Source organism: Paraburkholderia dioscoreae (assembly GCF_902459535.1).
In the GTDB taxonomy this organism is placed as follows: Bacteria; Pseudomonadota; Gammaproteobacteria; order Burkholderiales; family Burkholderiaceae; genus Paraburkholderia; species Paraburkholderia dioscoreae.
In genome coordinates, this window is the sequence record NZ_LR699554.1 from 1,078,731 (window position 1) to 1,091,160 (window position 12,430).

At 63.0% G+C, this 12,430-nt stretch carries 11 protein-coding genes; 8 read left to right on the forward strand and 3 right to left on the reverse strand.

Going from position 1 to position 12,430, the window contains the following annotated elements; all coding sequences use genetic code 11:
- Nucleotides 1-229: 229 nt before the first annotated feature.
- The 6 genes from PDMSB3_RS25035 (at nt 230) to PDMSB3_RS25060 (ending at nt 7,124) form a co-directional block, all read left to right on the forward strand.
- On the forward strand, nt 230-1,642 hold the full coding sequence (locus PDMSB3_RS25035) for a GH1 family beta-glucosidase (protein ID WP_165188086.1): 1,413 nt from the start codon (nt 230-232) through the stop codon (nt 1,640-1,642).
- 89 nt (nt 1,643-1,731) lie between these two features.
- Nucleotides 1,732-2,970: an ABC transporter substrate-binding protein gene (locus tag PDMSB3_RS25040; protein WP_165188088.1), complete on the forward strand. Its 1,239-nt coding sequence runs from the start codon at nt 1,732-1,734 to the stop codon at nt 2,968-2,970.
- Nucleotides 2,971-2,979: 9 nt separating this feature from the next.
- Entirely contained in the window at nt 2,980-3,921 is a 942-nt protein-coding gene (locus tag PDMSB3_RS25045) for a carbohydrate ABC transporter permease (protein WP_007176711.1), read from the forward strand.
- The gene (locus PDMSB3_RS25050) at nt 3,921-4,817 is read left to right on the forward strand and encodes a carbohydrate ABC transporter permease (RefSeq protein ID WP_165188090.1); all 897 of its coding nucleotides are present in this window, start codon (nt 3,921-3,923) and stop codon (nt 4,815-4,817) included. Before PDMSB3_RS25045 ends, PDMSB3_RS25050 begins: the two co-directional genes overlap by 1 nt.
- Nucleotides 4,818-4,821: 4 nt before the next feature.
- A complete protein-coding gene (locus tag PDMSB3_RS25055) occupies nt 4,822-6,018 on the forward strand; it encodes an ABC transporter ATP-binding protein (RefSeq protein ID WP_165188092.1) in 1,197 nt (398 codons plus the stop codon).
- A gap of 50 nt (nt 6,019-6,068) precedes the next feature.
- A complete protein-coding gene (locus tag PDMSB3_RS25060) occupies nt 6,069-7,124 on the forward strand; it encodes a LacI family DNA-binding transcriptional regulator (RefSeq protein ID WP_007176714.1) in 1,056 nt (351 codons plus the stop codon).
- Between the two features lie 108 nt (nt 7,125-7,232).
- Here the strand turns inward: PDMSB3_RS25060 and PDMSB3_RS25065 are convergent, their stop codons facing one another.
- Nucleotides 7,233-8,090: a PA4780 family RIO1-like protein kinase gene (locus tag PDMSB3_RS25065; RefSeq protein WP_007176715.1), complete on the reverse strand. Its 858-nt coding sequence runs from the start codon at nt 8,088-8,090 to the stop codon at nt 7,233-7,235.
- 708 nt (nt 8,091-8,798) lie between these two features.
- Between PDMSB3_RS25065 and PDMSB3_RS25070 the strand changes: the two genes are divergently transcribed.
- On the forward strand, nt 8,799-10,496 hold the full coding sequence (locus PDMSB3_RS25070; RefSeq protein WP_007176716.1) for a SulP family inorganic anion transporter: 1,698 nt from the start codon (nt 8,799-8,801) through the stop codon (nt 10,494-10,496).
- A 43-nt stretch (nt 10,497-10,539) separates the two neighbouring features.
- Here the strand turns inward: PDMSB3_RS25070 and PDMSB3_RS25075 are convergent, their stop codons facing one another.
- Together PDMSB3_RS25075 and PDMSB3_RS25080 are read right to left on the reverse strand one after the other, a co-directional pair.
- Nucleotides 10,540-10,899 carry a hypothetical protein gene (locus tag PDMSB3_RS25075; RefSeq protein WP_007176717.1) on the reverse strand — a complete coding sequence of 120 codons (360 nt, stop codon included), beginning with the start codon at nt 10,897-10,899 and terminating at the stop codon, nt 10,540-10,542.
- A 40-nt stretch (nt 10,900-10,939) separates the two neighbouring features.
- Nucleotides 10,940-11,824, reverse strand: a complete 885-nt coding sequence (locus PDMSB3_RS25080; RefSeq protein ID WP_035517113.1) for a LysR family transcriptional regulator — start codon at nt 11,822-11,824, stop codon at nt 10,940-10,942.
- A 143-nt stretch (nt 11,825-11,967) separates the two neighbouring features.
- Here PDMSB3_RS25080 and PDMSB3_RS25085 point away from each other — a divergent pair, with 143 nt between their 5' ends.
- Nucleotides 11,968-12,402, forward strand: a complete 435-nt coding sequence (locus tag PDMSB3_RS25085; RefSeq protein ID WP_007176719.1) for a VOC family protein — start codon at nt 11,968-11,970, stop codon at nt 12,400-12,402.
- Nucleotides 12,403-12,430: the final 28 nt, after the last annotated feature.

Consider the following 12,430-nt stretch of genomic DNA (forward strand, 5'->3'; position numbering starts at 1 on the left):
GCTTCCGGCGCGTTGGCAGTGCCGCCCGCAAGAGGCCCGCAAGAGGCCCACCATGCGCGGCGCATCGTGACGCCGCGCGTGCCAGCGCCGCTCCAGACAAACCCTGATTGCTGCGTTGAAGCCGCCGCTGCTATCGTTCGCTGGTCGTTGTGGAAGCGCTTCCACTTCAGCCTCAGATCGGGCTGTGCAGGACTTTCGCCGTACCCGGTTCAACCACCCAGGAGAATCCGTGGCAAACGACGCATCCGCTGTATCCGACGCTCTCTCTCCCCATTCCCAATCGTTCGCCGATCCTTTCACGCCGTCCGCGGACTCGTCGTTGTGGCGCAAGAACTTTCTGCTCGGCGCGGCCACGGCTTCGTATCAGATCGAAGGCGCGGTGAACGAAGACGGCCGTCTGCCGTCCATCTGGGACACCTTCTCGGCAATACCCGGCAAGGTGCTGGCCGGCGACAGCGGTGCCGTGGCCTGTGATCACTATCATCGCTGGGAAGCGGACGTCGACATGCTGGCCGGGCTCGGTCTCGAAGGCTACCGGCTCTCCATTGCCTGGCCGCGCGTGATGGATACGGCCGGCGTGCCGAACCGCAAAGGGCTCGAGTTCTACAAGCGCCTGCTGGCACGGCTCAAGGAGAAGGGCATCGCGACCTTCGTCACGCTGTATCACTGGGACTTGCCGCAGCATCTGGAAGATCGCGGCGGCTGGCTCAACCGCGATACCGCATACCGTTTCGCCGATTACGCCGACCTCATGAGTCGCGAACTGGCCGGCAGCGTGGACGGGTGGATGACGCTGAACGAACCCTGGTGCTCGGCGTATCTCGGCTACGGCAACGGCCATCACGCGCCTGGGCTTGCCGACGCGCGCTATGCCACGCAGGCCATGCATCATTTGCTGCTGGCGCACGGTCTCGCCATGCCGGTGCTGCGCGCCAACGATCCGGCTTCGCAGAAGGGCATCGTCGCCAACATTGGACGCGGCACGGCCAACAGCGAGAGCGCCGCCGATCGGCGCGCGGCGCATCTGTTCGAGGTGCAGCACAACGCATGGATTCTCGATCCGCTGCTCGAAGGCCGCTACCCGCAGGATCTGTTCGACCTGTGGCCCGGCACCGAGCCGCTGGTGCTGGGCGGCGATATGCAAACCATTGCCGCGCCGCTGGACTTTCTCGGCATGAACTACTATTTCCGCACCAATGTCGCGAGCGACGGTGCGCATGGTTTCAGGGAAGTGCCGCTCGAAGGCGTGGAGCGCACGCAGATGGGTTGGGAAGTGTATCCGGACGGCTTGCGCGATCTGCTGATCGGCTTCAAGGCCACGTACCGGAATCTGCCACCGATCTACATCACCGAAAACGGTATGGCTTCGGATGACAAGGTGATCGACGGCCGGGTGGATGACATTCAACGCATTTCGTTTCTGAAGCGCCATCTTGCCGCGGTCGATGAAGCGATCAAGGCAGGCGTGGAGATTCGCGGTTATTTTCTCTGGTCGCTGATGGATAACTTCGAGTGGGCGTTCGGGTACGAGCGGCGCTTTGGTGTCGTGCACGTGGATTACGCGACTCAGAAACGCACGGTTAAACACAGTGCCGAATTGGTGTCGAAATTCCTGAAGGAGCGCAAGGCACGAAGGGAGTAGCAGAGGAGGATGGTTGGGATGTCGGGTTGAGACAAGGATGCTGGGCCTGGTGCAACTATCGATATGCTTTGCATGGGATGGGAGACAAAATGAATCGTAGAAAAATGGTCTTGCGAGGCATAGTTGCGGCACTGGCGTTGTACGGCGTCGTCGCGCATGCGGAGCCTTTGAAGGCCAACGTGATTCACTGGTGGACCTCGGGCGGCGAGTCGGCCGCGATTCGCCAGTTCGCCGATGCGTATAACAAGGCCGGCGGCCAGTGGGTCGACAACGCGGTGGCGGGCGCGGATCAGGCGCGCTCCACGGCGATCAACCGGATCGTCGGCGGCGATCCGCCCACGGCCGCGCAGTTCAATACGTCCAAGCAATTTCACGATCTGATCGATCAGGGCTTGCTGAACAACGTCGACGAGGTCGCGGCGAAAGAGAACTGGAACGCCGTGTTCCCGCAGTCGATTCTCGACAGCATCAAGGTGAAGGGGCATTACTACGCGGCGCCCGTCGACATCCACATGCCGGCCTGGTTCTTCTACTCGAAGCCGGTGTTCCAGAAAGCGGGTATCACCGCCGAGCCGAAGAGCTACGACGAATTCATCGCCGATCTCGGCAAGCTCAAAGCCGCGGGCGTGATTCCGCTCGCGCTCGGCGGCCAGCCCTGGCAGGAGAAAATCACGTTCGACGCGGTGCTGGCGGACGTGGGCGGTGCCGATCTGTATCTGAAGGTGTATCGCGATCACGACATGAATGCGGTGAAGTCGGATGCGTTCAAGAAAGTGCTGGCGTCGTTCAAACGTCTGCACGATTTCGTCGATGCCGGCTCGCCTGGCCGTAACTGGAACGACGCCACCGCGCTCGTGATCTCCGGCAAAGCGGGCGTGCAGATCATGGGCGACTGGGCCAAGGGCGAATTCTCGGCGGCCAACCAGAGTGCGGGTAAAGATTTTGGCTGCTTCCCGGGTTTCGGTCCGCATTCGCCGTATCTGGTCGCGGGCGACGTGTTCGTGTTCCCGAAAACGGACAACCCCACCACGATCAAGGCGCAGAATCTGCTTGCCACGGTAATGACCTCGCCGGCCGCGCAAGTCGCATTCAGCGCGAAGAAAGGCTCGATTCCGATTCGTCCCGACGTGGACGCCAGCAGTCTCGACATCTGCGCGAAGGAGGGCATTGCGATCATGAAAGACAAGTCGCGTCAGTTGCCGAATCCGGAAATGCTGCTCTCGCCTGACACGCAGGGCGCGTTGATCGACGTCATCACCAACTTCTGGAACAAGAACCAGTCGGTCGACGACGCGCAGAAGGCGTTTGCCAGTGCGTTGAAGAGCTAGGTGCGCCCCATGCACGCGCTCAAGCTGCCGGCCACCGGATCGAAGGCAAGGAGAGCAAGGCTGAAAAAGCCGCTCAAAAAGCGCTTTCCGTTCGCGGTGTGGCTGGCGCTGCTGCCGATGGTCCTGACAGTCGTGTTCGCCTATTTCGGCACGATGCTGTGGACCGCGCGCGTGTCGCTCAGCAATTCGCGCACGTTTCCTTCCGGCGATTTCGCGGGCTTCACGCAATACGCGCGGCTTTTCAATAACGACCGGTGGCTGCTGTCGCTGCAGAACATCGTGATCTACGGCGTGTGCTTCATCGTGGCGTGCATGGTGATCGGTCTGCTGCTGGCGATTTTCATCGATCAGCGCGTGGTCGCGGAAGGCGCATTGCGCACGGTGTTTCTCTATCCGTACGCGATGTCGTTCGTGGCGACGGGGCTCGTGTGGCAGTGGATCCTGAACCCGGAACTGGGCGCGCAGGCCGTGCTGCACAAGCTCGGTTTTGCGCACGCGCGCTTCGACTGGATCGTCGATCAGGACTGGGTGATCTATACGATCGTGATCGCGACGGTATGGCAGGCTTCGGGTCTGGTGATGGCGTTATTGCTCGCGGGCCTGCGCGGTATCGACGACGAACTGTGGAAGGCCGCGCGTATCGACGGCATTCCGCGCTGGCGGGTCTACGTGAGCATCGTCGTGCCGATGCTCGGACCGTCGATCTCCACCGCCTTCGTGCTGCTGTTCGTGATGGTCGTGAAGCTCTACGACGCCGTGGTCGCGATGACGCAAGGCGGCCCCGGCACGGCGAGCGAAGTGCCGGCGAAGTTCATCATGGACTATCTGTTCGGCCGCGCCAATATCGGGCTCGCGTCGGCGGCGTCGATCGTGTTGCTGGCCACGGTGCTGGCGATCCTCGCACCGTTCTTCTATGCCCGCAGCCGTGCGGCGAGTCGCCGGGAGGTGTGATGAATACGCTCAGTCCACCGCTCAAGGGCGGCGCGCCGCGCCGCGCGTCGTTCACTCCGGCGCGTCTCGGCATCTACGCATTTCTGCTGACGGCGGCGCTGTTCTTCCTGCTGCCGCTGTATGTGATGCTCGTCACCTCGGTCAAACCGATGAGCGAGATCCGTTTGGGCAATCTGCTGGCATTCCCCACGCATTTCACGCTCAGCGCGTGGAGCACCGCGTGGCAGTCCGCCTGCACCGGGCTCGATTGCAACGGCATTCAGGTCGGTTTCTGGAACTCGGTGCGCATTGTCGTGCCAAGCACGATCCTGTCGATCGCGATCGGCGCGGTGAACGGCTATGCGCTGTCGTTCTGGCGGCCACGCGGCGCCGGCCTGCTGTTCGGCGTGCTGCTGATGGGCGCGTTCATCCCCGTGCAGGTGATGGTTTATCCGCTCGTGCGCATGCTGGCGAGCGTGCATCTGTTCAGTTCGTTGCCGGGTATCGTGGTGATCCACACCATCTTCGGCATGCCGGTCATGACGCTGCTGTTTCGCAACTACTACGTGTCGGTTCCGCAGGAACTGTTCAAGGCGGCGCGCATCGACGGCGGCGGCTTCTGGCGTATCTTTCTGCAACTGATGCTGCCCATGTCCACACCGATCATCGTGGTGGCGGTCATCATGCAGGTGACGGGCATCTGGAACGACTTCATTCTCGGCCTCGTGTTCGCCGGCACCAGGAACCTGCCGATGACAGTGCAACTGAACAACATCATCAATACGACGACCGGCGAACGCCTCTATAACGTCAACATGGCGGCGACCATTCTGACTTCGATGGTGCCGCTCGCGGTCTACTTCGTTTCGGGCCGCTGGTTCGTGCGCGGTATTGCATCTGGCGCCGTCAAGGGATAGGGCAATGGCAAACGTGGCTAATCCGGTAAACGTGATGGCAACTCCGGTCGCAAGCGCTGCAGACGCAGCGGACGTGGCAGACATGGCGAACAGTCCCGCCGCGGCACACGCAGCGGCCCTCGCGAATCCGGCCAACGTCGCCGTGCGCAATCTGACCATCCGGCTGGGCGCGAACACGGTGATCGAAAACCTCGACCTCGACGTGCGGGCAGGTGAATTCGTCGTGCTGCTCGGACCTTCGGGCTGCGGCAAATCCACCTTGCTGCACAGCATTGCCGGATTGATCGACGTAACCGGCGGCAGCATCGAGATCGCCGGTGAAGACATGACCTGGGCCGACCCGAAAGACCGGCGCATTGCGCTGGTGTTCCAGTCCTATGCGCTCTATCCGACCATGAGCGTGGAGCGCAATCTGTCGTTCGCGCTGCGCATCAACGGCACACCGAAAGCGGAGATTGCGCGGCGCGTGGCGCGGGCCTCCGAAATGTTGCAACTCGGGCCGCTGCTCAAGCGCAAACCGGCGCAACTTTCGGGTGGTCAACGGCAGCGGGTGGCGATCGGCCGGGCGATCGTGCGCGAAGCCGACGTGTTCCTGTTCGACGAACCGCTGTCGAACCTCGACGCCAAATTGCGCACCGAACTGCGCCGCGAACTCAAGCAACTGCATCAACGTCTGGGCGCGACGATGATTTACGTCACGCACGATCAGGTCGAGGCAATGACGCTCGCCACCCGCATGGCGGTGATGCGCGGCGGCGTGATCCAGCAGTTCGGCACGCCCGCCGAAGTCTACGCGCGCCCCGACAACCTGTTCGTCGCAACCTTTCTGGGCACGCCCGCGATGAACCTGCTCAAGGGCACGCTCGAAGCGCGCGACGGCGCGCTGCATTTCTGCGCAGGACATTGGCAGCTCGACGTGTCGAATTACCCGTTCAGGACCACGCCGGCCAATGCGTCGCCGTGCGTGCTCGGCGTGCGGGCTGAAGACGTGCGGGTGGGCGAGGGCGCGAGCGGGCGCGCAAAAGTTTCGCTGGTGGAGCCAATGGGCAACCACCGCGTTATCTGGCTCGACTATCATGGAGAGCAGGTCGCGTCGATCGACCAGACGAAAACGCCGTTGGCGGTGGGGGACACCGTGGCGTTCTCGTTCGACGGCACACATGTCTCTCTGTTCGACGAAGCAAACGGCCATCGTTTGTAGCGCCGCCACGCGGCGTCGCTCGAAATACAACATGCCTGACGGAGAACCGCGTGGCAACACTCAAGGATGTCGCGGCACTGGCCGGCGTGGGCATGTCGACTGCCTCGCGCGCCATTTCCGGTAAAGGCCCCATCTCGGCGGATGCGGCCGCCCGCGTGAAGGCGGCCGTCGAGCAGTTGAACTTTCGTCCGTCTTCCATCGGCCGGGCAATGGCGACGCAGTCGCTCGGCATGGTCGGCATTTTCGTGCCGACGTTCTTCGGCTCCTACTACGGCACGATTCTCAAGCAGACCGACACCGAACTGCGCGCGGTGCGCCGTCATGTGGTGGTGGCGACCGGTTGCGGAGAAGTGTCGCCGCGCGAACAGGCTATCGAGGCGGTGCGCTTTCTGATCGGCCGCGATTGCGATGGCGTGGTGGTGATCAGCCACGATCTGCACGACGAGGATCTGATCATGCTGCACCGTATGCACCCGAAAATGGTGTTCCTGAACCGCGCGTTCGATCAGCTGCCGGAGGCGTCGTTCTGCGCCGACCATCACCGTGGCGGCGAGCTGGCGGCGCGCACGCTGCTCGATCACGGGCACCGCGAGATCGCGGTGATTTCCGGCCCTTTCACCGCATCGGACAACCAGACGCGTCTGCAAGGCTTCTTTGCCGAACTCGCCCGCGAGGGCATTGCGCGCGACGAGGTCACGCTGATCGAATCGGACTTCTCGCCGGAAGGCGGCTACGCCGCCGCGCAGAAGTTGCTCGATACGAAACGCCGCTTCACCGGCGTGTTCTGCGCGAACGATACGATGGCCGTGAGCGCGCTGGCGCGTTTTCACCAGGCGGGCATTGCGATTCCCGACGAGGTGTCAGTGATCGGTTACGACGACGATTACTCCGCTGCGTACGCCGCGCCCGGACTCACGTCGGTGCATATTCCCACCGCCGAGCTGACGCAGAACGCCGTGCGCTGGCTGCTCAACCAGTGCTACCGGACCACGTGGGAGATTTTCCGCGAGTTTCCGGTCAGCGTGACGATGCGCGAGTCGGTGGGGCCGGCGCCGGGTGTGGCGGCGGCCGCGATCGAAGCGGTACGTTTGAGCCCCACGCCCTAGCGGGATCCGGCGAGGTGGCTTGAACCCCACGCCCTGGCGAGATCTCACGCGGTGGCAAACCGCTGCGCGGTTGCCGTTGCTGTTGCCCTTGCCGCTCGCGGCAACGGCTCAGGTGCCGCTGTGCAGCGACTGCTCGTAGCGCAGGCGCGCTTCTTCGTCGAGCCGCGTGTCTTCCAGTTCCTGGAGCACGGCTTCGAGATCGATCGGCGTGGTGTCCGCTTCGACGTGGCCGGTCAACACGGCGTCGACATGCAACGCGCCCGCCTCGTAGAGCGCCCAGATTTCCTTGCCGTAGCTGGTGTCGAGCAGCCCCGGCGCGAAACGGCCGAAATACGTGGCGAGGTTGTTGACGTCGCGCTCGAGCATGGCGGGCGCTTCGAGATTACCGGCGGCGTCCACCGCTTGCGGCAGGTCGATGATGACCGGGCCGTCGGCGGCAAGCAGAATGTTGTATTCGGACAGGTCGCCGTGAATCATGCCGGCGCACAGCATGCGCACCACCTGGTTCAACAGCAGCGCATGCAATTCGAGCGCGCGTGCCTCGGTCATTTCGACGTCGTTCAGACGCGGCGCGACGTTGCCCTGAGCGTCGGTCACCAGTTCCATCAGCAACACGCCGTCGGTGCAGATGAAAGGCTGCGGCACACGTACGCCCGCGTTGGCGAGTTGGAATAAGGCGTCGACCTCGGCGTTCTGCCAGGCCTGTTCCTGTACTTCGCGGCCGTAGCGGCTGCCTTTTTCCATGGCGCGCTGCTGGCGGCTGTTCTTGACCTTGCGGCCCTCGCGATAGGACGCGGCCTGACGGAAACTGCGCTGTTTGGCGTCCTTGTACACTTTCGCGCAGCGTGTGGCTTCGCCGCTGCGCACCACGTAGACGGTAGCTTCCTTGCCGCTCATCAACTGTGAGATGACTTCGTCGATCAGGCCTTCTTCGACCAGCGGGAGTAGACGTTTCGGCGTTTTCATGCGACCGCCGATGGGCGATGGGCAACGCGGCAGCGATAAGCGGCCGGCTGCGAGGGCGGGTGGTGCGGGATTCGGATCATGCCGGATTATACGGGGAGAGCGCGGAGAGCATGGAAACAGCCCTTGCGTGGGCCGCAAATGCGGTCAGATCACCCCTGAATAATGCAACGCGTGCTCGCGCGAGTAGAAGCGTCCGTCTAATTGCGAGATAGCGCTGTGTGCGGTCGACATGCGACTGGCGAGAGGCGGAAGGGCTCGCAAGCGTTTGCGTATCGGAGCGCGTAGTGGAACATACGGTTTCCTACGCTTTATGCCGCATTTTCTGCCGGCATTTAGCGCTATACGACCGCTGCCGCTCGTGAGATTGTTGTAGCCGTCGATACACTGATTTGCCGTTTTCCCTCATTCAATTCGCATGCCGATCGCTTAAACTTGCTGGTAACAATATGTTACGGGGTGCGAGATGTTGGCCGTGTTCTTCATCGCCTGCCCGATCTGCATCGCCGCGTTGTTTGGTTTCGCGCGGCACGTCGATCCGGTGACGGGACAATTCAAGCGTTGAATCCGCCAGTTGGGTGTTTTCCGCAGCGCCGCCGGCCGTGCGCTGCGGTGTGCTGTTTTCGTGAGCCGGTCCGGCTATAAGTCTTGCCTTTGAGTGCCGAGTCGCGGCACGATGCGCGATAACCTGAGATTAGGGCAGTATCGCGTATGCGGGATTTTCTGACGAGTATCACGGCGCGTGCCGGCGTGCTGAAGGGCATCCTTCCTCTGAATCATGCAGCGGCGGCGCGCGATGCGCTGGCCGGCGTGCAGCTTGCGTCGATGGATATTCCGCAAGTGCTGGGCTATGCGCGCATTGCCGGCATGCCGGCCGTGACGGGCCTGTACACCGTTTTTCTGCCGCTGATCGCCTTTGCATTCTTCGGCGCCTCGCGGCACCTCGTCGTGGCCGCCGATTCCGCGACCGCCACCATTTTCGCGAGCCGGCTTTCCAGCATGGCGCCAGCGTCCAGCGCCGAATATGCCGCGCTCGCCGCGATGGTCGCCTTGCTGACCGCCGCGTTGCTACTCGTCGCACGGATTTTCAAACTGGGTTTTCTGGCCGACTTCCTGTCGCGTACCGTGCTGGTGGGTTTTCTCGCCGGGGTCGGCGTGCAGGTCGGCATCAGCATGCTGGGCGACATGTCCGGCGTGCCCGGTCGTGCCTCGCGCAGCGTCGATCAACTCATGCTGGTGGTGCGCGAAACGGCGCAGATACATTGGCCGACGCTTGCCATTTCACTGCTGGTGGTCGGCGCCACGCTCGCTTTCAAACGCATCAAGCCACGCCTGCCGGTGCCGTTGATCGCGGTGGTGGCGGGTATCGCCGCGAGCGATCTCTACCATTTTTCGGCCCACGGGATTGCCGTACTCGGCCCGGTGGCGGGCGGATTGCCGCCGCTGCGCATGCCGCAGGTGACATGGCAGCAGGTGCTCGATCTGCTGCCTGTCGCGGCTTCGTGCTTCGTGATGATCGTGGCGCAAAGCGCCGCCGCGAGTCGCGTGTTCGCCGAGCGTTATCACGAATCGGTCGATACCAACGCCGATCTGCTGGGAATCGCCGCGGCGAACGCGGCGGCCGCATTTTCAGGCGCGTTCGTGGTGAACGGCAGCCCGACGCAAACCGCGATGGCGGATCTCGCCGGCACGCGCAGTCAGTTCGCGCAATTGGTGTTCGCGGCAGTGGTGGTCGCGGTGCTGCTGTTCTTCAGCCGATTCCTGCAGTATCTGCCGCACTGCATTCTCGCCAGCATCGTGTTTACGATCGCCATCGGCCTGATCAATCTGCGGAGCTTGTTTGCGATTCGCCGCGAAAGCCCCGGCGAATTCGCGCTGGCCGTGTTCACTGCGGCGGCGGTGGTGCTGATCGGCGTCGAGCACGGCATCCTGGTGGCGGTGGCGCTATCGCTGCTGCGCCACGTACGGCACAGCTACCGTCCGCATACCATGATTCTCGTCCCCGGCGACAACGGCGTTTGGGTTCCCGAGCCCGCCGTGCCCGGCATGCAGACCACGCCGGGCCTGATCGTTTATCGCTTCGGCGCCGATCTGTTTTACGCGAACGACCACTTTTTCGTCGACGACGCCCGTCGCCTGATCGACCAGGCGCCCACCAAAGTGCGTTGTTTCGTGATCGACGCGAGCGCGATCACCGATATCGACTATTCGGCGGCGCGCTCGGTCGGCGAGTTGTGCGCGGCATTGAAGCACGCCGGCATCGAGGTGTTCTTTGCGCGTGTGAACCGGTATTTGCGCTCGGACATGGACCGGCACGGCATCACACCGATCATCGACGCAAGTTGCATTTTCAACACCTTGCACGAGGCGCTGCGCGCGGCCGGCGTGGTGAATCCGACCGGCACCTGAAGAGCCGCGTAAGCGCAAGCGTTGTGCGGACCTGTGGCGCGTTTTAGCGTTGCGGTTCTTCGTGAGCGAAGAAATAACCGATAAAGAAGCATGCGCCCGCGACGGCTGCGCCCAGCACGGCCACCGTATAAGCGAGCGCCGTGCCGTGCCAGAGGCCGTCGAACCACTGATGCAACTGCGCCATCAGCACCGCCGCATTGCCGCCGATGCGTTGCAATTCGATCTGATAGCGTGGATCGGCCACGCTGTACATGGAGACCGCACTGTCCGGCGGCGGCGCCATGGCGTAGATGATCACTGCCGCGATCAAACCGGTCACGAATGCCGCCACACCCGCCAGATAGAACCGCTTTTGTCGGGTCGAGCGTTGCGCCGCCGGGTTCACTTCATTACCGCCGCTCATCGTGTTCGCTTCTCCGCTTCAGTCGTCACGGCGATCATGCTCACGCGCCCGCCGCCATGCCGATGCAATCGGCGAGCCCGCCCGCCACAGCCTGCCGGCTATGCCGTGGACGCTGCACGAGCCCGATCTCCCGCTGAAAAGCCGCTTCACCGAGTTCGAGCGCGGCGACGCTGGCGGGCCACTTGCCGAGTCCCGCGCTATTCGGAATCAGCGCTACGCCGATGCCGCGCGCGACCAGTTGCACGATGCCCTGCAATTCGTCCAGTTCGATCACGTCGTGCACGTTCAGCCGCGAACGCCGTAGAAAGCGATCGACCAGCCTGCCGCCGAACGAGGTGCGATCGTAGCGGATAAACGGCTCGCTGCGCAGCAGTTCGCGCCATGACCGCGCATTACCCTTGCCGCGCGCGAGCACTTTGGGCACGAGCAGCACGAACGGCTCGGCGACGAGCGTGCGCCATTCGAGTTCGGACGGCAGCGCGAACGGCGGTTTGATGATGACGGCCAGATCCAGTTCGCCGGAATCCACCTGCCCCAGCAAGCCCAGCGACACACCGGGCACGACGCGAATTCGCCAGCCGGGCCGGTCGTTGCGAAAGCGCGCCAGCGCATCGGCGAGAAACGACACCTGCGCGGACGCAATGGCGCCTACCCGCAGCATGCCGCTTTCCGCCGCGACCGCGCCGCGTTCGGAGAGCCGGGCGTATAGCGTCATCATCTCTTCGGCGAGCGCGAGCGTTTCGCGGCCGGCGTCGTTGAGCGTGGCGGAGCGGCCGGTACGGTCGAACAGCGCAAAGCCGAGTTCTTCTTCGAGCCGCTGCATCTGCGCGCTCACGGCGGATTGCGTGAGGCCGATTCGTGCGCCGGCGCCGGAAAACGTGCCGTACTGGCATACGGCAATGAAAGTCTTGAGTTCGCTCAGCATGATCGATTGATCGATTTTGGTGTTGGTCAGATCAAATATATATCGTTTTTTACGATTTTTAGTCATGGCTAAACTTGGCCTCACGCGTGTGGCCCGGAGTGCCTGCGCGTTCAACCTAATTCCAATCAGCGAGTTTCCCCATCATGAGCGTTGCCGACACCGTCTTGCCGCCGTTCCACCTGGCATTTCCTGTTCATAGCCTTGCCGCCGCGCGCGAGTTTTACGGCGAGCTGCTGGGCTGTCCGGAAGGGCGCAGTTCGGACGCGTGGGTCGATTTCAATTTCTACGGCCACCAGATCGTCGCCCATCTTGCGCCTGAAGAAGCCGGCCACCGTCAAACCAGCAAGGTCGACGGCGACGCCGTGCCGGTCCGCCATTTCGGCGCGGTGCTTTCCATGCCGCAATGGCAGGCCGCCGCCGACAAGCTGCAGAAAGCGGGCATCGATTTCATCATCGAGCCGCACGTGCGTTTCAAGGGCGAAGTCGGCGAGCAGGCCACCATGTTCTTCCTCGATCCGTCGGGCAATGCGCTGGAATTCAAGGCGTTTGCCGACATGTCGTCGTTGTTTGCCAAGTGACGCCGGCGACTCGCGGTCGCGCCGCAAT